This window comes from Bdellovibrio sp. 22V, assembly GCF_030169785.1.
GTDB lineage: Bacteria > Bdellovibrionota > Bdellovibrionia > Bdellovibrionales > Bdellovibrionaceae > Bdellovibrio.
Genome location: NZ_CP125854.1, coordinates 1,985,423 through 2,011,657, shown reverse-complemented (window position 1 = coordinate 2,011,657; position 26,235 = coordinate 1,985,423). Strand labels below are relative to the sequence as shown.

21 protein-coding genes are annotated in these 26,235 nt (G+C 46.5%); 6 read left to right on the top strand and 15 right to left on the bottom strand.

What is annotated here, in order from left to right; translation table 11 throughout:
- Positions 1-24: 24 nt before the first annotated feature.
- The 5 genes from QJS83_RS09625 (at position 25) to QJS83_RS09605 (ending at position 5,961) form a co-directional block, all read left to right on the top strand.
- The gene (locus QJS83_RS09625) at positions 25-1,116 is read left to right on the top strand and encodes a GNAT family N-acetyltransferase (RefSeq protein WP_284604351.1); all 1,092 of its coding nucleotides are present in this window, start codon (positions 25-27) and stop codon (positions 1,114-1,116) included.
- Between the two features lie 5 nt (positions 1,117-1,121).
- Complete coding sequence (locus QJS83_RS09620; protein WP_284604349.1) at positions 1,122-1,994, top strand: hypothetical protein; 873 nt, start codon at positions 1,122-1,124, stop codon at positions 1,992-1,994.
- Between the two features lie 80 nt (positions 1,995-2,074).
- Positions 2,075-2,728, top strand: a complete 654-nt coding sequence (gene elbB / locus QJS83_RS09615) for an isoprenoid biosynthesis glyoxalase ElbB (protein WP_284604348.1) — start codon at positions 2,075-2,077, stop codon at positions 2,726-2,728.
- Between the two features lie 2 nt (positions 2,729-2,730).
- Positions 2,731-3,822 (top strand): D-alanine--D-alanine ligase family protein, encoded by a 1,092-nt coding sequence (locus QJS83_RS09610; protein ID WP_284604346.1) that lies wholly within the window; start codon positions 2,731-2,733, stop codon positions 3,820-3,822.
- A gap of 138 nt (positions 3,823-3,960) precedes the next feature.
- Positions 3,961-5,961 (top strand): response regulator, encoded by a 2,001-nt coding sequence (locus QJS83_RS09605; RefSeq protein WP_284604343.1) that lies wholly within the window; start codon positions 3,961-3,963, stop codon positions 5,959-5,961.
- Here QJS83_RS09605 and QJS83_RS09600 read toward each other — a convergent pair.
- Positions 5,958-6,887 carry a hypothetical protein gene (locus QJS83_RS09600; protein WP_284604342.1) on the bottom strand — a complete coding sequence of 310 codons (930 nt, stop codon included), beginning with the start codon at positions 6,885-6,887 and terminating at the stop codon, positions 5,958-5,960. The genes QJS83_RS09605 and QJS83_RS09600 overlap by 4 nt on opposite strands.
- A 182-nt stretch (positions 6,888-7,069) precedes the next feature.
- Between QJS83_RS09600 and QJS83_RS09595 the strand changes: the two genes are divergently transcribed.
- Positions 7,070-7,276 carry a hypothetical protein gene (locus QJS83_RS09595; protein ID WP_284604341.1) on the top strand — a complete coding sequence of 69 codons (207 nt, stop codon included), beginning with the start codon at positions 7,070-7,072 and terminating at the stop codon, positions 7,274-7,276.
- Between the two features lie 48 nt (positions 7,277-7,324).
- On the opposite strand, the gene QJS83_RS09590 is transcribed toward QJS83_RS09595, so the two are convergent.
- The 14 genes from QJS83_RS09590 to QJS83_RS09525 all read right to left on the bottom strand — a co-directional run bounded on the left by QJS83_RS09590 (position 7,325) and on the right by QJS83_RS09525 (position 26,215).
- Positions 7,325-8,707 (bottom strand): aldehyde dehydrogenase family protein, encoded by a 1,383-nt coding sequence (locus tag QJS83_RS09590; RefSeq protein ID WP_284604338.1) that lies wholly within the window; start codon positions 8,705-8,707, stop codon positions 7,325-7,327.
- Positions 8,708-8,715: 8 nt separating this feature from the next.
- On the bottom strand, positions 8,716-10,281 hold the full coding sequence (locus QJS83_RS09585) for a chemotaxis protein CheB (RefSeq protein WP_284604336.1): 1,566 nt from the start codon (positions 10,279-10,281) through the stop codon (positions 8,716-8,718).
- Complete coding sequence (locus QJS83_RS09580) at positions 10,278-11,012, bottom strand: chemotaxis protein CheW (RefSeq protein ID WP_284604335.1); 735 nt, start codon at positions 11,010-11,012, stop codon at positions 10,278-10,280. Before QJS83_RS09580 ends, QJS83_RS09585 begins: the two co-directional genes overlap by 4 nt.
- On the bottom strand, positions 11,009-12,742 hold the full coding sequence (locus QJS83_RS09575) for a chemotaxis protein CheA (RefSeq protein WP_284604333.1): 1,734 nt from the start codon (positions 12,740-12,742) through the stop codon (positions 11,009-11,011). The genes QJS83_RS09580 and QJS83_RS09575 overlap by 4 nt, the downstream gene beginning before the upstream one ends.
- Positions 12,743-13,110: 368 nt before the next feature.
- A complete protein-coding gene (locus QJS83_RS09570; protein ID WP_284604331.1) occupies positions 13,111-14,622 on the bottom strand; it encodes a di-heme oxidoredictase family protein in 1,512 nt (503 codons plus the stop codon).
- Between the two features lie 13 nt (positions 14,623-14,635).
- A complete protein-coding gene (locus QJS83_RS09565; RefSeq protein WP_284604329.1) occupies positions 14,636-15,721 on the bottom strand; it encodes an imelysin family protein in 1,086 nt (361 codons plus the stop codon).
- 21 nt (positions 15,722-15,742) lie between these two features.
- On the bottom strand, positions 15,743-17,095 hold the full coding sequence (locus QJS83_RS09560) for a hypothetical protein (RefSeq protein ID WP_284604327.1): 1,353 nt from the start codon (positions 17,093-17,095) through the stop codon (positions 15,743-15,745).
- A gap of 184 nt (positions 17,096-17,279) precedes the next feature.
- Positions 17,280-17,519 carry a DUF1653 domain-containing protein gene (locus tag QJS83_RS09555; protein WP_284604324.1) on the bottom strand — a complete coding sequence of 80 codons (240 nt, stop codon included), beginning with the start codon at positions 17,517-17,519 and terminating at the stop codon, positions 17,280-17,282.
- Positions 17,520-17,527: 8 nt separating this feature from the next.
- Positions 17,528-18,067: an inorganic diphosphatase gene (locus QJS83_RS09550; RefSeq protein ID WP_284604323.1), complete on the bottom strand. Its 540-nt coding sequence runs from the start codon at positions 18,065-18,067 to the stop codon at positions 17,528-17,530.
- Positions 18,068-18,077: 10 nt separating this feature from the next.
- On the bottom strand, positions 18,078-18,479 hold the full coding sequence (locus tag QJS83_RS09545) for an HIT family protein (protein ID WP_284604321.1): 402 nt from the start codon (positions 18,477-18,479) through the stop codon (positions 18,078-18,080).
- Between the two features lie 162 nt (positions 18,480-18,641).
- A complete protein-coding gene (locus QJS83_RS09540; protein ID WP_284604319.1) occupies positions 18,642-20,177 on the bottom strand; it encodes a L,D-transpeptidase family protein in 1,536 nt (511 codons plus the stop codon).
- Between the two features lie 131 nt (positions 20,178-20,308).
- On the bottom strand, positions 20,309-23,785 hold the full coding sequence (locus tag QJS83_RS09535; protein WP_284604317.1) for a hypothetical protein: 3,477 nt from the start codon (positions 23,783-23,785) through the stop codon (positions 20,309-20,311).
- Positions 23,786-23,959: 174 nt separating this feature from the next.
- Positions 23,960-25,099, bottom strand: a complete 1,140-nt coding sequence (locus tag QJS83_RS09530) for a citrate synthase (protein ID WP_284604316.1) — start codon at positions 25,097-25,099, stop codon at positions 23,960-23,962.
- 225 nt (positions 25,100-25,324) lie between these two features.
- Complete coding sequence (locus QJS83_RS09525) at positions 25,325-26,215, bottom strand: PP2C family protein-serine/threonine phosphatase (protein ID WP_284604313.1); 891 nt, start codon at positions 26,213-26,215, stop codon at positions 25,325-25,327.
- Positions 26,216-26,235 lie beyond the last annotated feature (20 nt).

Here is a 26,235-nt window from a genome sequence, read left to right as displayed (position 1 = left end):
GGTTATTAGGCAAAAGGAGGGTCTATGGAAGGACCTCGTTCACCTTCGGAAAATGAACTTCCCCAGGTGTTGGATTTTTTGAACAAAAAGCTGCGCAACGAAGCCCCCTGGTCTATCGCTGCGGAATATCCCACAGCCTTCTCCCCTAACAATTTGCACAATATGCGTATCATCGCGGATGAAGAAAGAGTGCTTTCTCATGCCGTAATGAAACCTCTTATTATTAAGTCCCCTCACGTTATCTTCAAAGTGGGCGCTATTGGCTCTGTCGTGACTGACGACGGACATCGCGGGCAAGGTTTAAGCACCCGTGTGATTAACGACTGCTTGAAGTCTGCAACCGAACAGTCTTGCGATATCGCGATCTTATGGACGGACCTTTTTGATTTTTACCGCCGCATGGGTTTTGAATTGGCGGGCAGCGAAATCAGTTTCGTGATTGAAGAGGAGTTCGACATCCCTCCAGTGAACTTGAGGTTCTCTGTGGATTCCAAAGTTTCTCCGGATGCGATCTATCGTCTTTATTCTGCACACACAGTCAATTCCGTTCGCACGATTGAAGAGACGCGAAAGTTTCTTTCGATCCCGCAAACGCAGGTCTACACCGCGTGGGAGCCTAACGGTCAGTTGGCGGCCTATGCGATCGAAGGCAAAGGTGTCGATCTTGGCGGATACATTCACGAATGGGGCGGCTCTGTTTCTAAGCTAATGGCTCTTTTCAGCTTTATTCGCGCGCATAAAAAACAGCCCTACACGATCATCTGCCCGCGCCACGCACAGAATTTGATTCAACAACTGCAAACAAAACCTGTGACGATGAATCAGGGCTTTCTTGGCATGATCAAACTTGTGAACTTTGAGCAATTGGCTGCGAAAATCAAACGCGCTTTCCGCGCCGAGGGCGTCGCTGACATCGTTCTTGAAAAACATCCAAATCATTTTGTCTTTGGCATTGGCCAGGATCTCTTTACGATCAATAACGAAACCGATATGGTTCGTCTTCTTTTCGGTCCGGTAGATTATCGCGCCTTGGGTCTTTTCAAAGAAGAAACGATCGTTAAGTTTGAAAAAATCTTTCCACTGAATCTGTGGATTTGGGGCTGGGACTCTATATGACCACTATGAAAAATGCGCTGTTGCTTCTGCTTCTCGCAAGCAGTCTGACCTCTTGTATCGAAGACATCGAGGAAACACCTGATGCTTCGACAACTCCCGCGGCGGTTCAACAGGCTCTTTTTGAAAGCTGGGGCTCTGCGGATCCGTTAACGATGGCGCCCAATGACTTCCTTTTCCAAGAGACAGAACAAAAAATCGAAAGCCGACAGGTCCCCTTCTTTGTTCTGCAAGAGGGCATCACCATCTCGAAAAAAGAAGAAAAGCCGACCGAGTGGGAATACACCTATCTTTATCAGACAAAAACTTTCAAGCCGTCTCCGGATGGCAGCACTCAAGAAGAAGGACCGGTTTCGACCCGCGAAGATCGCCGCTATGTCGATAAGGGCTCTTCCGATCTTGTCGCCGAAAACTTGCGCGCGCAAAATGAGCTCAGCACTTTTGCCGATGATTATCAAATGTCCCTCGGAATTGAGCGGCTTTTTGGTTTGGCCGGCGCCTGTGTAAAATCCGCGGATTTTGAGAAGCTTTGCAAAGAACAGCTTGGCGCCGATTCTTGCGACATCGCATGTTCGAATCTTAAGGTCACTGAAGAGACCGTTCCTGCTCCGGATCTTATCAAAGCGCAGCCAAATTGCGGCGGTCTTGCAAACTGCAGTATGAGAATTAAAAAGGTCGCATTTGATTGGTCTTTGATTCTCAAAAAGGGTGAGGCCACAGAGAAGAACAGAGTGAACTATTGGATTTCTATGAGTCCTGACATGCCTTTCTTTGCGCGTGTCACAGAATATTGCTTCCGCCAACTTTATCCCGTGCAAGGACAGAAAATTTTAGTCACAAGTTGCACAAAATTAAAGAACTTCAAAAAAGGCGGATCTTAAGGCACACAGCCCTATCCGCCTCATTCATTGCCAACACTGCCAAATTTAAGTAATCTGAAACCTCTTTCGGGAGGTTTTACATGAAAAAAATTGCCGTTGTACTCTCTGGATGCGGCCATCGCGATGGAAGCGAAATCACCGAAGCTGTCAGTCTTCTGATCGCTTTGAATCAAGCCGGAGCTTCAGTTTCTTGCTTTGCTCCTGATATAGAAATTTCCACAACAAATCACATTGACGGACAACAACAAGGCGAAAAAAGACGCCTTTTGATCGAAGCCGCACGAATTGCACGCGGCCAGGTTCAGAGTTTGGATAAACTTTCTGCAAAAGATTTTGATGCCGTTGTTTTCCCGGGTGGTTATGGCGCTGCTAAAAATCTTTCGAATTGGGCGGAAAAAGGTTCCCAATGTGACGTCAACTCTGACGTGAAACGTGTGATTCTTGAGTTCCATAACGCCAGCAAACCCATCGGAGCGATTTGTATTGCGCCCGTTTTAGTTGCGCGCGTCCTTGGCGATAAAAAAGTCACCGTGACGATCGGTGATGACAAAGAAACGGCGGCAGAGATTTTAAAAACCGGCGCTCAACACGAAGAGTGTCCTGTCGATGATTATATTACGGATCGTGAAAGCAAAGTGGTCACGACTCCTGCTTACATGTACGGAAACGCACGACCGCATGAAGTGTTCGCTGGCATTTTCGGACTTGCACATGAAATTGTAGAATGGGCCTAACAATGAAAAAAACAGTCGCACTTATTTTTGGTGGTAAGTCTGCAGAACACGAAGTCTCCCTTCGGTCCGCAAAAAACATCGCGGACGCTTTAGACAAAGATCTTTTCACTCCCGTCGTTATCGGCATCAGCAAAGAAGGAAGCTGGTATCGTTTTCCTGATCTTTCTGTCTTTACGCAAGCTACTAAGATTATCGATACCGCTTTGCCTGCGAATGCCGAACCGGTAGCGCTTATCGCCTTCCAAGGAAAGCCCGTTCTTTATTCCTTGCAAGACCACTCTAAAACGAATCTCGATGTGGCCTTTCCGATTCTGCACGGAACAATGGGTGAAGACGGAACCATTCAAGGTCTTTTCAAAATGGTGCAGCTGCCTTTCGTCGGTTGCGGAGTTTGGTCTTCTGCTGCAGGCATGGATAAAGAAGTGATGAAGCGTCTTTTGATGGAAGCGAAAATTCCCAATGCACGCTACGTTCTATTAACTCCCGAACAAAAAACTACGTATCAGGAAGTCGCGGCACAACTGGGCTCACCGTTTTTTATTAAACCTGCCAATGCCGGTTCTTCCGTCGGTGTTCATAAGATTAAATCAGCGGAGGATTTCGCAGCAAAACTTCCCGACGCTTTTCAATTTGATACAAAGGTTTTGGCCGAAGAATTTATCAAAGGTCGTGAAATCGAATGCTCCGTGATGGGACCCAACCGTTCGCCGCAAGCGTCTCTTCCCGGAGAGATCATTCCGCAGCACGAGTTTTACTCTTACGAAGCCAAGTATATCGACGACAACGGCGCTTTGCTGAAAATTCCGGCAGAGATTCCCAAAGAGACCATTGAAAAGTTGCAAACACTTGCTAAGAAAACTTATCAAGTGATGGGCTGTGACGGCCTGACTCGCGTGGATTTCTTTTTACGGGACAATGGAGATATTTACATCAATGAAATCAACACGATCCCAGGTTTCACGAAGATTTCCATGTATCCCAAGATGTGGGAAGCAACCGGTGTCGGATACAAAGAACTCATTACAAAACTGATTGGTTTCGGATTAGAACGACATAAAGATGAGCAAAAACTCAAAACTTCTTATCTTGATTAATCAGCATTAAGGGATTGCAATCTCCTCTGAAAAACCTCTTTCTCGGAAGAGGTTTTTTTATGTCTTCAGTCGAGTTAAGTCCTCCTCATGAAAAAAAATTTTGTTTATATTCTTTTTAAGGAAGCCGATAATTAACATATGGGTCTTCGTCGATTTTGGAAATATCTGTCAGTTGCTAAAAAACTTTATGCCGTCATAGGCGTCATGGCCTTTTTGGTTGCGATCGAATTGGGGTCCCTTTACTTCGCGATGCAGACACTTTCATCCGTTCGCGCTTTTGTCACCGGCGAAAGCTTGTGGTCGAAAGCGCAAAAAGACGCGGTGATCAGTTTGCATAAATATGCACGCACGCGCGATCCACAGCTCTATGATGCCTTTCGAGAAAATCTGCAAATTCCATTAGGGGATAGTAAAGCACGCCGTTCTTTAGAACAGAATCCTCCCGATCTTACGGGGGCTCATGAAGGCTTTATCCAGGGGAAAATTCACTCTGACGACATTCCCGGCGTGATTAATCTAATAATGAATTTTAACAGCTTCAAGTACGTGGATAAGGCGATTAAAATCTGGAAGCAAGGAGATGATCTCACGCAAGAATTGATTTCTTACGGAGAACGACTGCACAAAGAAATCTCTTCCGGCGCCGATGAAAAACAGATCATTCAAACACTGAATAAAATCGACGAACTCAATGACCGTCTGACCGTCCTTGAGGGAAGTTTTTCCTACACTTTAGGGGAAGGTTCACGCTGGCTTGAAGAAATTCTGATGATCACGCTTATTCTTGCCGTGTTGATTGTGGAAAGCACCGGTCTTTTCCTTACAGTTTCTTTCAGCCGTAATCTTTCCAAAGGACTTCGGGAACTTAATACGGCCGCTCACAAAGTGGGACAAGGCGAGTTTGATGTTTACGTTCCCGTGCGTTCAGGCGACGAACTTGGGCAACTGGCAGAATCGCTGAATAAAATGGCTTTCGATCTTCGCAGCAGTATCGGCGAGCGCCGCCAAGCCGAGCAAGCCAGCCAATTAAAAAGTCTTTTCTTGGCAAACATGAGTCACGAAATTCGCACTCCCCTGGCCGCCGTGATCGGATTTTCGGAGCTTTTAAAAGATCCAAACCTTTCTGAAAACGAACGCCTGCAATACGTGAACATCATTCATCGCACGGGTGAAAATCTCACCCGCATTATTAATGATATTCTGGATCTTTCGAAAGTCGAAGCGGGCCACTTAGAAATCGACAGAACGCAGTTTTCTTTAACTGCTCTTCTTGAAGACATCCACGTGATGATGGTTTCCCGCGTTGGCGAAAAACCCATTCACGTCGAGTTTAACCGTCGTGGGATTGTGCCGGATTTGATTTATGCGGATCCATTGCGCTTACGCCAAATCCTGACCAATATTTTGGGCAATGCAATTAAGTTCACCGAAAAAGGTTTCGTGCGAATGACTTACGAAGTGGCAGACCACGCGCTTTTATTCACGATCAAAGACACCGGGGTTGGAATTGCGCCAGATCAAAGATCTTTATTATTTCAACCCTTCAGCCAAATCGACAGCTCTGTTTCCAGAAAATACGAAGGCACAGGACTGGGATTGTTATTGTCCCGCCGTCTGGCGCAGATGATGGGCGGAGATGTTCGTCTTGAGGACAGTCAAATCGGCAAAGGCTGCACATTTACCGTGCGGATCGGTCTGGATACGCAGAAACTTCCGACACAAAAAACGGCAGGAGCCGCAAAAGAAACTCATTTAGGCGAACAGCTTGCCAGCACATCGATTCTTTTAGTCGATGACGTCGAAGACAATCGCCTCCTTATTCAACGTATGCTGAGCAAGCGCGGAGCCAAACTCACTTTGGCAACGAACGGACAAGAGGGTCTGAGCAAAGCGCTAGAGCAAGAATACGATATTATTCTTATGGATATTCAAATGCCGATCATGGATGGTTATACAGCCACCCGAAAGTTACGGCAGGCCGGATACAAGAAACCGATCATTGCTTTGACAGCGCATGCGATGAAAGACGATCGCGACCGCTGCATTGAAGCCGGTTGCACGGACTATTTAACGAAGCCCGTGCAAGTGGAGTCTTTGATTCAAACTATTCTGACTTATTCGATGGAAGAAATTTCTTAATAACAAAACGTTCGCGTGTCTTTGTTGATACAGGCTGTGTTGGCAACTCCGTCTTCACCGCGCATCCCGGGATCACCCGAAGCGCCTTGAGGACCCGGCGAACCCGCTTTCGCTTCGGGACATAAAGGAAATCTTCGTCCTGCTTTACCGCCGTCGCCTCCAGCGCCACCGGCTCCACCAGCGCCCCCGTGTCCTCCTTGGCCCGGGATTTTTTTAATTTCAGGCATGAAAGCCCCGGACTCGTGAACAAGAATTTCCAAAGTTCCAGCGTCACCGCCGCGCTCTCCGTTTTCGCCGGGAAACCCTTTTTTACCTGGCTCCCCGGGGCCGCCATTGAAACTTTTCGGGATGAGCAGGCTATTACAATTTGCCGGCATGCCTTCTTTGCCGGAAGCTCCTTTTAACGAATCGTCAGGAGCCTTGCCCGCCAAACCATCACCGCCATTTTCACCGCGCATTTCGAAAAGCAAGTTTCCTTCCGCCACGCCGATTTCAAAAAGGATGTGACCGCCGGAACGCCCGGGAACTCCCGGCGGTGCCTTCTGATTTTGCGGAAAACTGGTAACACGGGCCTTGGTTGCGGATAAAGTTTTTGTGTGCAGGCGCACTCTGTTTCCCAAAGTGTAAAGTGTGACGCCCTCCTTGAATTCAATATGCTCAAAAGAGAATTCATAATCACGAACAGCGCGCGACAGTTCTTCTTTTAAACGAAACTTTTCGTACTCGAGCTGAGTTTTCGTTAAAAGTTTCCCTTCGTAAATATACAGGTCCTCACTCACGATCAGCTCATCGAATTTCTGCACTTCGACCATCGCAGGAACCAAAGGTGTTTCCTCTGCTCCTTTTTTGTCGCGCACTTCGATACATCCGCAGGCAAACAGCATCATCAAATTTAAAATCAAAAACCAAGAGGTATTATGTTGCATAGAAAACTCCTTCGCGAGAGCCGGACGGATTCAATCTTCGTTCGCGGAAGTAAGCAACATGCACGAAGCCTGAGGTCCGCCCACCGGACGTAGGCCTGTGAACAGCTTTTGCATAAGCAAGATCGTGCTCCAGGACGGGGCCGTGGCGATTTCTTCGCATGAACTCTAGGACGTGAGAAAAAATGGAATACAGCAAGATCAACTACTTTGAAAAAGCAGAATCAACTCAGCACCGTGAGTTTATAATTTCCCAAAACAATTGCATACTTTGCGGCACCGTACTTGAGCTTAAGCACATTGCCGACAGAAGTGTTTCTGAAATTAAAGAAGAAGCGTTCTGCCCTCACTGCGAAGTAAAAACGAGAGCACGCACGCACATCCTGAACTGAAGCATTGTCAAATCTTCGACAGGGGTTTTCGTCAGAAGCTTGACGTTCTTAGGCCTCTGTCAATTTCTTAGCATCAGAATAGAAAGAGCTGAACCATTTCATATCAAGGTTGCCAAAGCTGGACTGCTTAAGACCGAAAATGGTTTCGCTTTCGCCCTTCATCCAACGGTTCACCCAAATATGCGCACACTCGAGTTGGTGGGCGATTTTGGGAACTTTCTCTGCCGGACCCCAAATAACGCCTGAGTGAGCCAGATAAGACGTATTCGCCCATTTTAGAATCTCATGCTGGTACTTCACGGGAGTTATTAAAAGTAACGGACCTTGCAGCTCATCCTGTTGCAAGACACTGCAATTCGGAAGATCAAGCATCACAGTTGGTTTATAAAAATAACCGGGACCTGACGTTTTTTCGCCACCGAAGAATACTTTTCCATGTTCAGAAATGCCTTCTTGAATTTTTACGTGAATATGTGCGCTCTGGGCCTCAGAAATAAGCGGCGTCCACGGCGAGCTTTCACGCGGATTTTGCAAGGGCTGCAACGTGCTTAGATAATCGATAAGCACTTCGAAAAATTCTTTCGCGAAAGATTCCAGGACAAAAATGCGGGAGGTGTTCCAGCACATCTGCCCTTGTCCCATAAGAAAGGAAAACAGAATTTCGGGCATGCGATTTCTGAAATCAAAATCAGCAAGAACCATGGCAGGATTTTTTGCGCCGCCACTCAATTGCAATTTTTTGAACTGGGTCAAACCCGCTTTCGCAATACTTTCTAAGGTTGCGGATTTTCCTGCCGCAGACACCGCGCGAATGCTGGGATGACCTGCGATCGTTGCACCGACTTCCGCCGCTCCCTGCAGAACATTCACGACACCCGCGGGAAGTGCGGCTTCTTGAAAAATCTCGCCTAGAATTTTTACCGTGATCGGTGATTGTTCGGAAACTTTAACAAGTGCGACGTTACCGGCAGCCAAGGTCGGAGCCAGTCTTTCAATCACAAGACGCAAAGACAAACTCCACGGCGTAATGATTCCAACAATGCCCGTCGGCTGAACAAGTGTTTGCTGTGGTAGTGGCTGCAACAAACTGGCGGCTGTGTCTCGCAAAACTTTTTCAGCGACCTTCACACTGTTTTCAAGAACGAAACTTTGTGAAAGTCCCTGATAAAGCGCCTCTTCATAGGCCACGTCTTCAGACTTCGCCGCAAGTGCATCCGCCATCTTTAACAACAACTGCGCTCTGCTTTCCAATGTCGAGTCTTTAAAAGAGACCGCCGCTTTTTTCGCTTGTTGCAAAGCCTTGATAACATCCATGGCGTCAGAAGATGAAACTTCAGCCAAAGAAGATCCGTCAAAAGGAGAGTACTTGGGAAAAGTTTTTTTGCTTTCGGCAGAGACAAAATCCCCGCCGATAAAATTTTGAAGTTCCAAAGAAAGTCCTAATAAAGGTTTTGGTTTCGATACTGCATCAGATGATGCGCGAGCATGTCTGACTTTAGTATCTCATCCGCGACCCCGAGTTCAATGGCTTTCTGTGGCGCATAAGGGAATTGCGCTTCCTCCGGGTGCTGCACCACAGTGGCGCCGCCTTTTTTCTGCACGTCGATAAGACCGTCAACACCATCTGTACCGAAACCACCAAGAAGGATGGCATACACGCCTTTACTGTAACTCTGCGCGGCCGATTGAAACAGGACGTTGCTCGAAGGAAGTTGTGAGCAAACAGGAGCTCCTTTCGCAATATGCAAAACAGGTCCATTGGCTCCCGGCGAAAGACGACCGTGATGCTCGGCAGGAATGAAGTACACATGCCCCATACGCAGGAACTCACCGTCTTTCGCAACGACGGACGTCACTTTGGAACCGATCTTCAGCTTTCCAATAAAGGCAGTGACAAAGTTAGCCACCGTACTGCACGAAACAACAACGGGAGGTGTATCGGCCGCCAAACCTTTTACGAATTTTTCCAAAGCATCCGCGCTGCCGGCATTTCCGCCAAGTACTATAACTTTTAACTCGGCCGCTTTACGCAAAGCCGTCGGCATGGAAGAAAGATTTTTTGTTTCAATGACAGGTGGAGCTTCCTTTAATTTCTTTAAAACATTCACAGAGGCCGCGGCCTTCACTTTTTCAACGAGCATGCCGGCAAGATCTTTTAAAACCGCCGGATCAAATTGCGAGGGCTTGTGAACGAATTCAACCGCACCTAATTCAAGAGACTTTAAAGCCGCTTCTCCGGTACTGGCCAAGGAAGAAACCATCACTACGGGAATAGGATGATGTTTCATTAATTTTTCCAAGAACATCACGCCAGACATTTTCGGCATCTCGATGTCCAAAGTCATAACGTCAGGTTTTTTTGTCAGAATAATTTCGCGGGCTTGATACGCGTCCGCCGCAGCACCCACCACTTCAAGACCGCTTTTCGTAAAGATATTCGTGAAGAGCGTTCGCACCGTCGCCGAATCGTCGACAACAAGCACTTTTACGTTCTTCGCGACTGTCAAGGGTTTGAAGCCCGAGACATCCACAGGTCTATCCACAGCCCCGGAATCTTTCGAACTATTATGTAAGACTTCAAAAGTCGCCGTATTCAGTTTAATCGTGCGCGCGGATTCACCGGCCACGTTGCGTTCCAGGATGGGAATGCCGTTTTCTTGCAAAATTTGTTCGGCAATTTCAATATTGCGTTTGCCAATACCCTCACCGATTTGCGATACGCTGATGACGTTTCCTCCGCCATAAATTTTCGCCTGCAGTTTATTGCGATTGGCGCCTAGACGAACACATTCATCAATTAATGTCGGAATCGCGTGAATCCCGTAGCGCATATTTGCGCGTTCATCTGGCAAACCATCCGGCAATAAGTAGTGATTTAAACCACCGATCTTTGTCGTCGGATCGTGCAATGCCACCGCTACACAAGAACCCAGAAGAGTTGAGATCACTGTCTCGTCCTTAAAAGCCGCTAGTTTTCCAGGAAATAAATAATGTGTGTTCATCATGCCACCAGTTTTTCAAGATTAAGAATCATGATGCTTTTGTTAGCCTTAATAAAAAACTGCTTATCATCTACGTTCTGAAGTTCCGACTCACGTAAAGCGATCAAATCGTCTGTCTCCGTCACCTGTAATGAAAAACGCACTCCCTGAAATTCACAGATAACAAAATATGTATTTTTATTTTCAAAAGAAGCAAAACCATGATCCTGCAAATTGATCACTGGAATAGCTTCACCGCGGAAGGGCACCACGCCCAAAATTCCAAGCTTCTGCTCCGGCAAGGCGAAAAGAGGCAGCTTGCCACTGATCTCGACGACACTGAGAATCGGAATCGCAAAACTTGTTGCGCCCGTTTTACAATGTAAAAAAAGCGCTTCCTGATTACTATGAGAGATCACCGCAAATCTTGACGCCAACTCCGCAGAGTCTTTTTTCTCAACAAGAAGAGCTTCCGCGTATTCTTTTAAGGCATGCAGGATTTTAATTAGATCCCGCGGAGCAGAAATGGAGGACGTTCTTTCCTCAAAGCCTTCGATCCAAGCGGCCAAAAATTCAAACTCGTTGGTTTTGGCGTCCACGGCCCAGGCCTGACATTGCTCCGCCACTTCCGAACGAATACGTTTCCACAAAGATTCATCGATAAGATCAATAAATTTCTCAGTCTCCTTGATAAGACTATCAAGGAAATAGGCTTTCAGTTCGGCGGTAAAGTCGTCGCTAAAAAAATCGCTCATGCCGCCTCCTCCATACTCGATGATTTCACAAGTAGCTGAACCATGCTTTCAGGGTCCACAATGTAAGTAACCTTTTCGTCCGCCAGGATCGAAACACCCTTAAAGCCTTTTTGCGAGTTAATAACTTTGCCGAAAGATTTTACGACCAAATCAGTCTGAGCCTCGATGCGATCAACAAGGAAAGCAAAAAGACCTTCTTTGACTTTAATAAAGACCGCCGCGGAGCTGCGCACCTTGTCCGTGTCTTCGCTGACTTGAAGATGAAGAATCTCTTGATAGTTTAAAAGCGGGACTGTGAATCCGCTGAATTGGCAGTAGCGAAGTTTGTCCACCGTTGTCAGTTGCAGCTCATCACAAGAACTGATGTGCGCCACCGAAGTCAAAGGAACGGCGAATTGATGATCGCGCCACGTACAAAGCAAAGAACTTTCCACCATAATATGCTGTGGAATCGGAATCTCCATACGGAAGCAAGCGCCTTGCCCCGGGGTATTCTCGATAACGATACGACCTTCATATTTTTCCACGGTCGCAAGGACGATATCCATACCTACACCACGACCGGAAATCGTCGTGACTTTGTCTTTGGTCGAAAATCCCGCATGGAAAATAAAACGATAAATCTCGTCGTCGCTGAGCTGAGCGGCTTGTTCTTCGGTAGTCAAAGACAAGCGCAGGGCTCGCTGCAAAATTCTTTCTTTATCTAAACCTTTTCCGTCATCCTTGTAGACAACGGAAACAGTGTTATTCTTCTCTTCAATTTCCAGCGTGAGTGACCCCAATGAAGATTTGCCCTGCACCGCGCGCTCGAATTGATCTTCGATCCCGTGGTCGATGGAATTTCTCACGATATGAACAAGGGCTTCGTAAAGATCCTTGCCCAAGCCCTTATCAATCAATTGCTCGCCGTTCAGGATATTCAGCTGAACGCTTTTATTCAGTTCCGTCGAAGCCTGACGAACCAGTACATAAAGACCGTTAAAACACTCGGATACTTTCTCTTTACGAACAATCTGTACCTGGCTTTGAAACTGGTCACAGATTTTCCCAAGGCTTTGCGAAAAATCCGACTGGCGCCGTTCAAAGAGTTCAGGTTCAGAACGGAAGTTCACCGTCTGATTCATCATTTGGAAGAAGTTTTTGAGAACTAAAAGTTCTCCGGAGATTCTTAAAAATTCATTCAGCTGTTTGGTCGATAGCCATACGCCCTCTTCATCAGAGGTTGGCGCAGATGACTTAAAGCTTTTGCCCAAAGCCTTCGTGGTGCTGTTTTCAACGAACGAGAAACTGCCGTAGCGGGCAATCAGTTCGATCGCTTCGCTGAGTTCTTCGGGATAAAGTTCGCTCTTGTCGCGTAGGCTTTGCGCTAAAACTTTAAGAATGCGCGAGCTTTGCAAAAACAAATCCACGCATTCTTTTGTCACGGAAAGAGAATCGCGTTTGATTCGAGTTAACAGCGCCTCGAATTCATGCGCTAAAGAGCCCATTAACTGGCCACCGGGAACGGCTCCAACACTGCCTTTGATCGTATGAATTTTACGGAATAGAATGTTGATCTGATCCTGATCATCAGGATTTTGTTCGATCTTCAGAATGAGTTGATCAAGTTCTTCGAGAATCTCTTTCGACTCTTCAAAGAAAACGCGCGAGACTTCTTCGACTTGCTCGAAATCGATAAAGGCAGCGACTTCCTGCTGCGAATTTTCTAATTCATCATTTTTGTCCGACATATTTTTGGAAGTCCTGCACTTTCAAGAGTTTCAAAGCTTCAGGAATTTATCGGACAAATCAGGGATTTAACTTAGATACTACGGACACTTAGGGAGACCAGTTTTTACGGTGGTCGAGGAAAAAAAAGAGCGGCTTTTAAGGGCCGCTCCGGTTTATGATTTTTAGAAACCTAGGCGAAGGTCTCGCGGTCCTCGTTAAGAGGCCGTCACCTCCGCCATGGTTATGTCACAGTTATTACTATTAACCATAAGCATCACCTCCTTTTCAGCCCCAATAGAAGCTTGAAGATGATCGTACTATGCGGCCACTGTTTTTCGCCACAGGATTGTGGTCCAGATTTCCTGAACCACTCGTTCTGATACACCTTTTAAAGAGACTTAATGAAATGGATCAAAGCGGTGCGATCCGCTTTGGGAAGGCGGGTGAATTTGTTCTTAGAATATTCACCTTCACCACCGTGCCACAAAATAGCTTCTTCGATTGTGCGAGCACGACCATCATGCAAGAAACCCGCGCGTGGATTGATGGTTTGTGTTTGACCGATACCCCAAAGAGGTCTTGTCTTCCACTCTCTTCCTGTGGCATCGAAGTCTTGGCGGCCATCCGCTAAGCCATCGCCCATATCGTGCAAAAGCATATCCGTGTAGGGGTAAATCTTTTGGTTGCTGAACGCTGCGATTTGATGAGGTCCCGTAACGTAACTAGGCTGGTGACAGCTTGTGCAGCTTACTTGGTGGAAAAGTTCTGCGCCACGAACAACTTCCGCTTCATCAACATTACGACGAGACGGAACCGCCAGAGTTTGCGAGTAGAATACGATATCATCAGCCACTTCGCGCGGCGCCTCGACTCCCATTGGAAGAGTGCGACCATTTTTAAAAATGTCATAGAGGATTGTGCCCACAATGCTTTCATCAGGAAATGCATAGTTGGTCACGCCGATATCACCGCGAAGAGCGCCCAAAGACTGGTGCATCACGGACGGCGTATTGTTTTTCAAGCCGAAACGACCCATAGAAACAGGATAAGGATTGTTCGCCAAAACTTTTTCGATATCAATAACGTAGTTTGGCTTCCCGCTGACACCTTCATCAGAAAGGTCGCGAGCTGCCAACGCGAGAATATCAGATTCTTTGATCGCCTCAAGCAAACCTAGGCCGATCATTGGAGTGCCGATACGCGCCCCCATTTTTACGTCGTTCTCATAAAGACGACTTCTTGTTTGACCCGTTACAGAGTCAAAGTACTCGTCGTAAGCGCCGGTGACTTTGAATAGCGGCTTACGCAAGTTCACGACTTCACCATCAGGATACGTGAATGTGCTTTTTTCGTATTTCATCCAAACTTGCGCTTGGCCGGAACCGGGAATGTCTTCACGAACTCCCATGGATCCTAAGTGGAAAAGCTGATCCGAAAAGCCAGGAACTGGAACCGGAGCTCCCCATTTGTTCTGAGCATTTTTAGGACGCTGGATACCGTCTTCGATGCTAATACGCAGGAAGACCGCTTCATTTTGTTTCAGTTGCACCCACTCTTGGTTGAATGGAATGACAGGCAATGCACCACGGCCGTCTTTCGAGTGACACGCGTTACAGCTTGTATTGTTGAAAACCGGGCCCAAACCGTATTCGAAACGATTTGTATCATCCGAGAAATTTCTTTCAAAAAGAGCATCCCCGGAAAGATGACGGCGAATGTCGTCTTCCGACAAGTTCGCCGCGGGATTACGAAAGGCTTGAACCGATTCGCCTTTAAAAAACACAGTAGTATCTCCACCTGTTTTTATAGCGCGAACATAGTCCATGTTGATTTGCGGAGCTGCAAGCGCCACCTCAACCATGATCAATTTCAATGAGAGAATTGCAATCCAAGCCTTCATATTTCTCTCCTAATTACATATCCAAAGTTGGAAGAACTTCAGACTCAAGTTTTGTGTGAAGCGCATTCAAAGCATCGATAGCTGCTTGAGTGCGAGCACGACCGTCTTGTGTGAAGATCGCTTGACCGAAGTCACCGCCATTTGCCGGGCGGATCGCCTGGATCAACTGCATGCAGTTCAAGATGTCTTGTTCAACTTGCGCCGCCAATGCAGGATTGACCTTTTCAACCAAAGCTTTTACGCCAGGTCCTTTAGAAGAACGGTAGTGACCAGTGTAGATGCTGTAAACAGAGCGCACGTTGTTTGTGAAGTCATTCAAAGAGTTCCATGCAAATGGAGACTCAACAAGAGCCATGTTCGCGGAACCGATATCAGCACCCATTGGATCTGACATTTTACCGTTAGCTACTTCGTCAACAATACCCATCATACCTTGGATGAACTCTTCCATAACTGCTCTGTCTGAAGAGTAGAATGGATTGTCGAAACCAGGTTTGCTGATCACAGTAACGTAACCAGGAGCAGATGGATTTTCTGGGTCATAGTTTGTAGACCAAGAATGAGCAAGGTAAGCCGTGTGCTCAGCCAAAAGAGCCGACGTTGCTTTAAGGTATTCGAATTGTTTTGCAGTGAATGCAGAAACAGCTTTTGTGTTTGAAGTTTTACCTTCGCCGAACAAAAGATATTCGATTGTATGGAAGCCTTGAAGATTTGTTCCCAACGCACGTACGAAATCAGTTGTGATTGTGCGGTTAGAAGCCAAAACGGCATCCAAGTCCAATTTGTTCAATGGCCAAGTATCCAAAAGAGGATCAATTCCCAAAGAATCTACCGGACCGAACAAGAAAGCTTCTGAACTTTCCCAGGGAATACGAGCTGCACGCCAAGCTGCTTGAGCTTGATCCAAGTTTGCCTGGTTTGGGTTTGCCGCCAAAGTGTCTACAGCGGATTTCAATTTCGCAGTAGCACCAGCCAAGTCATTGTAAGTTGCCAAGATCACATTGTAAGAAACGTGATTGATGATCTCTTGGTTTGTTGCTGCTTGAGCTGTCGCACCAACGAAAGCGAAAGCGGCCAACATCATTTTAAGAGCTTTCATGTTATCTCCTTATAGTGTTGATTAATTAAAACTATCTAAATCAAATCCAAATGCGATGTTTGCTTGATAGGTCTCAGGCAAGCCATCGAGTTCTGTCTTCTCGCGAGCATATTGAGCTTTCATGAACATGGCTGTATCCCACTGCCACATGAAACCTGCAGAACGTCTGTTCACGTTGTAGCGAGGATTTTTGTTAATGTTTCCTTCGACGTCCGCGAAAGTATCTACGTGCTCACCCTTCAAATAGAAAGTGAAACTGTCAGCGATGTCATAAGACACTTGAAGACTTTCCAAGTTCGCCTTGTGACCCAAAGGCGCGAAGGCTTTTGGTTTCGCAAGACCACCCAGTGTCGCATTGGCAGCGGAAACTTTATCTGAGTTCGATAATTCACCACGAATCACCTCGCCTGCCAAACCGAAGCGGCCCCATTTGTAAGAGCCCATCACAGTCAGCAAACTGACGTGAGCTTCATCTTTTAATTTGTCGACTTTGTAGCGGTTTCCAGTTGTGTCACTGAAATAGTAAGAAACCGCGGCACCAAGACCTTTACTCAAGTTGCCGTACTCAAGACTGACAAGAGTTGCCAAGTTATCCGCGTTCGTTGTTTCGAAGTGACGTTGATATCCGCCGCCCACCCACGCATAGGTTCTGAAAAATTCAGAGTTCAAGCCGCTCACAAGACCCAAACGGCCGGTGAATTGGTGATACTTCTGTTCCACTTGAACGCCAGTTTCGGTCCAGCTAAGGGGAATCATGCGGGCTTCAACGTCGGAAGGCAAAATGGAAGCATAAAGGTGCGGCTTCGTCAGGACAGAACCCAACGAAATGAAAAGAGGGAACTTACCGACTTTGAGAGCCGTGTTCGTCTTTGTGAATGTCTTCTTATAATAGATTTCCGGAAGGACAACTTCCCCGCCTTTTTCGATTTCTTGTTCGAATTCCCCGAACTCTTCGAAAGGATCGAACTCAATCGTTGTACCGACACCGCCGTGCTCGATTTCAACTTCGAACTCTACTTTTGAGGTCTCAGTAAGAATGAATTCCCCCTCAAAAGCGATTTCTGCCAAATCCATTTCGCGGCGAACGAAAGGCTCTAAATTTTGAACTGTTTTGAAAGTCTCTTTTTGACCAAAAACGATGTAACCGTAAGATTTGAACTCGAACTCAGGGAAAGAACGCTCTTTCTTAATAGACGTTGTAGAAGTCGTTACTGTTTCTACAGCCTTCGCATCGTCTTCCTCATCGCCAGGAACAGCGGGTGCTGTCACTTCCTGCGTAACTGTCGTCGTCGTTGTGGTTGTTGTCGTTGTTGCGGCTTCTTGCGCGAAGCCTTCCTGTGCAAATAGAATTGCTACCAAAAATAAAAATCTCATGGGCCCTGACTCTCCGTGAGGCCCGTTTGTAGAGAAGCGGCGTGCAAAGGTCAAAAAATGGGCGCCAATTCTCATCAACTGAGAATGACCTGAACGCTAACTGAAAGCTTAATGACAATGAGATTAGGAACTCCTGGAACACAGCGATTTTATTGAAAAATCTACCGGGTCGTAGGAGGCGATATTACTTAAAAAGAAAGCGGAAACGGGGGACTTTTTCTCCGTTTACGTCGACAAGTTCCGACCACATTTTAAGAGGTCGGCACCACAGACGGCCGAGTGAATTGTCGTAAAGAGCTTCATAGAGAACCACCTCTTCAAGGCTTTCACTGTGGCGGCCAATGCCGATCACGCGGTAGTGTTTTCCTTTATAGTGTTGGTAGATGGCGCCCGGAATGATCTCTTTATCTGTCAGCATCGTCATATAAACCTCTAGACACGAAGGTTGTGCTTTTCGGCTTCGTACAATCGAATCGAATCCGCGATGACATTGTAGGCTTCATTACGATCTTTGAAACCTTCCACTTCGATTTTTTTATTTTCCAAACCCTTGTAGATTTCAAAAAAGTTTTGGATCTCTTTCAACGTGTGCGGCGCCAAATCGGCAATGGAAAAAATATTGGCCATCTCGGGATCATCCGCATGAACGGCGATGATTTTGTCATCCATTTCGCCTTGATCCAACATTGTCATGCAACCGATGGGACGAGCGCGCATCAAAGAGAGCGGGTAAACCTGCGCCTGTCCCAAGACCAAAATATCCAAGGGATCTTTATCACCACAATATGTCTGCGGAATAAATCCGTAGTTCGCGGGATAATGGACCGAACTGTAAAGAACCCGATCCACTTTCAACAAACCCGATTTTTTGTCGATCTCAAATTTTGTCTTTGAACCCGATGGAATTTCAATAAGAGCCGTGACGATCTCAGGAACTTTTTCGCCAGGTGAAATGTCATGCCATGGGTTCATAAAAACATCCTTATTTGATCGCTTCCAAGTTTTTAATAATTTCCGCCTGAATCTGCTTCATTTCCGCATCGGAACGGCGCTGAGCTCTTTTAAAGTCCAAATCAGGAATGGACCATGCAGGAATCAAGTGCAAGTGATAGTGAGGCACTTCAAATCCCGCCACCATTTGTCCCACTCGCGGTGAGCCTGCCGCTTTCAAAATAGCCTTACCGATTTTTTGCGACACCTTATGCAAATGAGCATAAGTATCCGCAGGCACTTCCGTCCAATGATTGATCTCTTCTTTGCAGATTACCAAAGTGTGGCCGAGATTCACCTGGTCAAGAGCTAAAAATGAGAGAACCTTTTCATCCTCGTAAATTTTGTAAGAAGGAAGTTCACCACTGATGATTTTTGTAAAAACAGAAGCCATTGTATCTCCTTGATCTTGCTTATTATGGTGAGGCTCTGAAAAACGAGCAAGGATTTACGAGGATGGCGCACAAGCTCAAAACAAACGGATACGCTCGAAAAAAATCGAAAGACTCACAACCCAAACCGAGTTGTGAGTCGTCATTCCCTATTATTGCAGCGACTACCAGCCGCCTTTTTGCAACATGCGGCTGTTCTGTCCATACACGTCGTCAGCAAAACGGATCACACCATCTGAGCTTAACTGCGACGTCAGAAAAGCCATATACACCGGCATTGGTTTCTTTAAGTAAGCACGAGTGTCATTGGCGAGAACTTCACCCGGTTTTGCAGCGTAACGTTCAATCACGTCACGGCTCCACGGAGTTTCTTTTAACAAATACTCGGCTAGATCCATGGGACGCTCTAGGCGCACACAACCAGAACTGAGCAAACGGTCCGGTTCTTGGAAAAGCTCTCTTTGATTCGTGTCGTGCAAGTAGATCGCAAAAGAGTTCGTCAGCATAAATTTCAAAACACCCAAGGCGTTATAGTAATGCGGTTTCTGACGGATGAAAAAGTTCGCATCAGCGCTGGAATCCAAGTTCCACCAGTCGATTGTCGTGGGATCAATACGGCGAGTGAAGGACTGATTCCACACTTCGTAGTAACGCGTATCAAAGTAATTGCGCACTTCAGATGGCTTGAGATTGCGAATTTCTTCGACTTTGTCTTCGCGGAAAATCGTCGGTGGCACAACCCAGAACGGATTGATCACCACATAGACGATTTTATCTTTCATCGTCGGCGATTTTCTTTGGTTGCGTCCGTTGATTGTTCTGAAACTCATTGTGAAAAGTTGCGGACCTGTTTTATCGACCAGACTGAAGTAAGCCATGCCAAGGTTAATGAAGATGTATCTGTCTTCAAACTGTTGCGGAAACCAGCGCATCTTATCCATGTCGAGACGAATCTGACGCATGCGCGACTCACAGGAAACATCCAAATACTTCATCGTCTTTCCGTTCGGGGAAATCATCCCGTCGGGTTTCATACGCAACATCCATTGTACGTCATTGATGGCATTTACAGTTTCAGGATCGAAATTGTCATCGCTTGTCGAAATAACGTAACCCAGCTGACGCAGACGATCTTTGATCGCAGGAATTGCGGGATGTTTCGTTCCAGGTTTAATCATCTTTTTCACGGAAGGAAGATCAGGCCATTGATTTCGAGCGCAGTAATCGGCGATACGACGCAAACTTTCTTTCAAAGCGATATACGGTGCCGTCTGCGGAGCAAAACTTTCCAAAAGCGGTCCCGCAGCTGTTCCCGCAGCCAACAGCCGCACTTGCAACTGAGAAGGAGTGAGGAAAGGTTTCTTTTCAAGCTTAACGTCAACACCCATTTCTTCGGGGTTTACTAGCCCGGCATTCATATCGAGAAGAAGCTGAAGGTAGTTTTCATTCGCAGCCGCCTTAAGTTCCCAACTGGCTGCTCCCGAAGCCTGACCGCCATAGAGCAAGTCCATATCGTCAGTCCAATATTTTTTGGGATTCAAGCCATGGACGCCGACGCCTTTCATTGTGACCTTCATATCCTCAAGATTTAAGGCATCGATCACTTTGATAAACTCTTGGCGGTAGCTTTCGGTTTGCCCCACGCTTAAGGAAGAAAAACCAAAAACCACACAAAGAATGCACATTCGAAGCGTTCTCATCGGTCCCTCCTCTTTCCTTATCTCAGTAAGGATTTTCATCCTAAATAAGATTTTTTGGGAGATAACCTCTGGCCCTGTGACGTGAACATTTCGAAAACAAAACGTTGTCCTGCAAGCTGACAGATAAAAACTTACTGTTGAAGCACGGGCTCTAACAAATTCTCTCGACGAAAGCGGTCTAAAAAGCTATGGCCTTGATACTTCCCAATTTCCGGAGCCCAAAATTCACTTTCTTTTTGGTGCCGGAATGTCGGATGACTGAGCTCCAACATATTCGTGATATTTGTTGTCACCCAAATATTGTCGTCTTTTGTAAAGCGGCGAAGAGCGCCAATAAGCGCGGCCTTTCTGCCGATGAGGCGATCAAAAACATAAACAATGTCTCCGGCTTGAGCTTCTAAAGAATAAACGCGACCGTTGATGGCAACGGGACGATCCAAGGCACTTAATAGTTTCGAAGCCCGTCGGCTTACTTCGTCGCGAGGATCGTCAAAACCATGTTCATGCTCGCGATGAAACGTGCCTCCTCCGGGCAAAAGATAATCTAAGTTGTTGCTGTTGCTGGCGGCAGAAAGAATATCGCGCAATGCTTTTTTGGAAATTTGCCAGCGCATTGTGCCTGCAATCTCTGGATACGCATCAAGTTCATCAGGCATATTAAAGCGAATATAACTTGTTGAACCGGATCGTTTGTTAAAAAAGGTTTTAAAATCTTTTTCGAACTCTTTGCGCGTACAATAATTATCAAACATCGAAAGAGTGATCGTAAGCTCCATATCAGAAAACTTCTTTTGCGTCGAATCGACGACACCTTCAAGGGAGAGAGTGACATGCTTGCCTTCTCCCCAAAACTCTCCGACAAAATTAACGGCAGGTTCGACGTAACCGCCTTGGACTTTGTCATTCCAGATGCGACTTAACGACCGATCAAAACTGTCGTTCTTATGCGCGACAATCAGCTTTTGCCCGTCAACGGAAAGATCACTGACCCCTGAGCTGCGCGCTTTATTCCAGACGAAGAATGAAAAATTAAAGTATTTACTTTTTGCAGACTCAATCCACTCGTGCGTGCGCGCGTTTTTATCAAGAGCAGAAAAATCGTTGTCGATTAAAGCGGCATCAAACGCATCCTGAAGGCGAGCTTCATCTTCTAGGCTTTGATTTAAAAAATCCACGCGATAAAGACGGTAAACTCTTTTGGATCTTTCCGCTCGTGCGTTGGCGGCAAGACGAATGTACGTGCGCACGTCAATCCCGGTATAAGCGGAGGCCACGCGCAGATGATCCGTTGAAATTTCAAAAAGTGTCGGATGGGGCTTTGCAAAATAGACGGTTTTGACGGAAGCGATTCCTAAACCCAACAAAGCCGCTTCGATTTGTGCATCATCCAAAATTTTGACTTTGGTTTTGCCAACAGAGGCGCCAATAGAATGCGTTACTTTAAGCTGCTCCCCCATTCCTAAAGAGCGGCGGATCGCCAGGATACTAAATGGATTTAACAAGGAAAAGAACCGGCTTGTCCCTACTTCCTTCATTGTGGAGACACTGTGCGAGTACTCGAACGTGTAGGTATAATAAAGTCCTACAGGTGTCGTAATTTTATCCGAGAAGAATCCCATCGGAATGCTGATGCTCATTTTATCAACCAAAAGGTAGCGCCTTTGCCCGGGTCCTAACTCTGGATTCACAGCCACACTGCGGGAAGCTTCAAAGCCAACATTGCCTTGCACGGTGAAACGCCCTAAATCGACTGTAAAATTTCCCGTTCCATAATTCGCAGGGTTAAACAGCGCTAAGAATCTATTCTGCAAATTATTGATCGTCAGAACAATCGCTCCCTGAAAGGGAGTAAAACGATTTCCCAAAATGGGCAAAGTATTCCCAGGATATTCTTGGGCTCCTTCTTTAAGAAGCCCGTGTTCATTGATGTACTCAGGATATTCTCGGGAAAGTTCGTGTTTGCTTTTGACGGGATGAAGAACATATCCCTCTTTAAGAAGATCAAAGTCGACCATCATTTTGTTAAGGCGTGACTTTAGTTTTTCGCCATAAAGTTTTCGTGCGGGCTCTGGAAAACCGGAGGTGTCCATGATGCCGTCAATTTGCTCTGTGCGAATCTGCGCCAGACGGCGCGCGAGCCACTTAACGTCGCTGTAGGTCGTGTCTTTCCATGTGCGCGAGTTAAAAACGGAAAGCCAAAACAGACGAACCAAACCATGATCGCGCTTTGTGAATTCCCAGGTAAACTCATTCACCGTCCCGACATTGCCCAACATCGCCGGAAGTCCCAGCGCCGAACTCGTATCAGAAATAAAGTAAATGGGCAGCCAACCGCGCTGAGGATCTTTGACGGCATCGACGCGTGATTGGTACTCAAAATGATCTTGCAAAGAAATCAAAGAATTATAAAGCACCATGGCCCGGTATTCCCGGCGATTGCGAAGACCATTGTCGCCCATTCGAAAAGGCCCCATACGGCGATATTCCTCTTTGTCAGGATAGGCTTCGAGCGTGACGTTTTTAAGAATCACCGCGTTTTCGCCAGGGATGCGCTCGACATGAGTCATCGCGGAGCCCATCTCGAGACCATGACGTCTTTTCCATTGCGAAAGAAATTCTTCAAAGGACACATCGCCAAGCTCCAACTTGATCGCCGCACGAAACGTCGTTGGATTTGCGGGATAACCCACGATGCGAGCAAGATGATTCACCACCGAGGCATTATAGGCTTCAAAACCTAAACGGAGAGTGACATCCTTCTTTTTCGGTAAGCCTTTTTTATTGAGTTCATTTTCATCGAACCAGTGAGTTTTAAATTTGATTGTGCCATTGCCCATTCTTTCATAGTGAAAAACCGGCAAAGCCACATCGCGTGGAGGAAAGAATTTTTTCTTCCAATACACCTCCGCATAAGGATCATAAGCTTGAATATCATTGTCCGTCCAAATGGGCGAGGATGGCGGATCAATCTTGCTCACGTCACCGCCCTGGGCTCTAAAAGCGCGCAAGTCGTTTTGATTCGCAAAGCGTCCGTTAAGCAATAGGTTGCTGGCCTGGGTTTTTCCAGAATCATCAATGGCGAACTCAAAAAAATTCTCGGCTATATTTTTGGCGCGATCTACCCAAGACGAAATAATCGTCATGGGATAAGGCGTGTAGCCCGCTCCGATAAAAAGCAGAATCAGCTCGACCTTCTCATGAATCTGCAAAGGCGACATTGTCTTACAGTGTGCTTGCAAATCCCGCGTATGTTCCAAAGCGAAAATCAAAGGTGCGATGGTTTCTGACTCTGAACTTTGCGCTTCAAGACCTTCTTTTTCCGCTTTGTCGTTTTCGTAGCCGTGATCCAAAATAAGGTTCACTTTGCGATTCATTTTTGCAGAATCCATCAAGAGCGATTTTTGAAACTCCAGAAATTGCACAAGACTTTCCAGACGGCGCGGGCTGAGCTTACCGTCGTCACCATAAAAGTATTTGCGGCGATATTTGTTTAAGGCGGGATCATGCCCCTTATCCAAATAACCTTCCGAAGGAGAATAAGGACTTGTTGCCGAAGCCGGAAAGGCTGCTACGAGGCACAGGGAAAGGATGAATACCAAGAATTTCATATTATTTTCCTCTAAAAACGGAAGGTCTGTTGATAGAGGAACTTATAGAGGAAGGCCAGTTGCTATACTGACAGGTCTATTACTATGTTGAAAGGCAAAGGTGCTCCCTAAAAACAAAGAAGGGAAACTCTCGCAAGTTTCCCTTCTTCGGAAGTTTGAATTTAGAAATTCGAACTATCTTTGAGCGGCAGGCACCCATTTCAAACCTTCTTTACCAGCCCATTTTCCACGAGGACGGTAAATACGGTTGTTCGCATATTGCTCAAATGCGTGTGCACACCAGCCAGAGATACGAGAAGCCGCGAAGATCGGCGTGAACAAGTCTGTTGGGATACCCATAGAGAAGTAAACCGTTGCAGAGTAGAAGTCCACGTTCGGCATCAAACCTTTTTCGTTGAACATCGTATCGTCAATCAAAGTCGACATTTCGTACATGTGGTGGATACCAGCTTGCTTCGTCAACTTGTCAGACATGCTACGCAAGATACGAGCACGCGGATCGCCGTTTTTGTAAACGCGGTGACCGATACCCATTACTTTTTCTTTCGCCGCCAAAGCGTCTTTTACGAATTGTTGAGCTTTTTCCATTGTGCCGATTTTTTGCAACATCAAGATCACTTGCTCATTGGCGCCGCCGTGAAGAGGGCCTTTCAAAGCGCCGATCGCGGAAACGATCGCAGAATGAAGATCCGACAATGAAGAAGCCGTTACGCGAGTCGCGAATGCAGAACAGTTCAACTCGTGGTCCGCGTGAAGGATCAAACATGTATCCATCACTTTGACGTGCTCAGTGTTTGGCTCTTTACCACCGCCCAACATGTACATCATGTTCCAAGCAATAGATTTATCCATTTTCGGAGTCACAGGCTCTTGGCCTTTGCGGATCGCATCGAATGCACAAAGAAGAGTTCCCATTTTCGCCGTCAAACGAACAGATTTTTTCAAATTTGCAGCCGGAGAGTTGTCATTGGCATCAGTATCCCAGTGTGCCATCAATGAAACTGCCGTACGCAACCAACCCATAGGGTGAACGTTTGTAGGGATCGCTTTCAAAACTTTGATAAAGTCAGGGCTTAAAGCCATTTCTTTATGAAGTTCAGCAGAGAATGCTTGAAGTTCTTGAGCTGTAGGAAGCTTGTCATTCCAAAGAAGGTAAGTAACTTCTTCGAACGTAGAATTCGCAGCCAAATCTTCAATTGTGTAACCACGGAAATTAAGAGAATCACCGACGATAAAAGACACTTTCGTCGTACATGCAACAACGCCTTCCAAACCCTTATCCAAGGCGCCTTCGTAAATGTTTACTTCAGCCATTGTAGTTTCCTTTCGACTTACCATTTAGCATTTTAGTCTTATCAAAATTTCTCACAAGAAGTCACCGATATTGCAGACAGGTCGGTCAAAAAGGTCCAGACGCACAAAAATGCAAAGCATTTTTGAGGCGTAGCCCACGCGGAGGGCCTTATCTGAAACGAAGGCGTACTTTTAGTACGTCGTAGTGAAAGGTAAGGTCCGACAACGCAGTCGGATGGGCCTTTTTCACCGAGCTGCTAACTTAATCACCTTGTCTTTGACTTCGGTGATAATCAGCGTCTGATCCCGAACCGGGTCCTGTTTTCCGGTGTACTTCTCGTTGGCAAAGAGGATTTCGTTGCGCAATTCATGCACGCCCTGCTTCGGAGCCCGAGTAATTGCCTCCGACAAGCCATGCCCTCCCCAATTTACACCCAGGGAGTTCTGCGACATCTTCAAACCTTCTGTTGCGATGATAAGTCTATCACGGGGATTAAGTTGAACGGTGCGACTTTGAGGCTCCGTGTTAAAATCTCTACCGAGGCTCGGGCCCGTGGGCAGAAGCTCCACTAAACCGTCCTGACCATAGACTTGCAAGAACCCGTCGATCACGCCGACAGAACAATATTGCATCTCATAATTGCGGCGATCCACAACTCCATAAAAGAGACTCGCTTTGTCTTCGTTCTGAATACTCGGCACGACTTCTTTCGCCAGTAGAGCAACAACTTTATGCGCCTCGAGTCCACGACGCGCTTCCATTTGCGAGGAAATCTTAATAATCATCGAAAGCAACAACGAGGATAAAGAATACCCGCTGGCGCTGGAAACGAGGATTCCAAACTTGAGCTTGTCTTCGTGTTCAAAAATATCAAAGTAATCACCGCCCGATCGCGTGCCGGGCAAAAACTTTGTGCTGAATTCAAAACCTTGAACATTGGGAAGCTCAGTTGGAGAAAGAAACTTTTGCATCGTCTGCGCGAGTTTCAATTCCTGACTGATTTGCGAAATCATTTTTTCAAGAGCGGCATTGGCCTTAGAAAGCTCCAAACGATAACGGTGAAGTTCCGCCTCTTTCACCGCGAGTTCGTGTTCAAGTTCTGAAATACGTTCTTTAGAGTCGTTATCGTTTGCCATGCCGTCTATTGTAGAGAGCT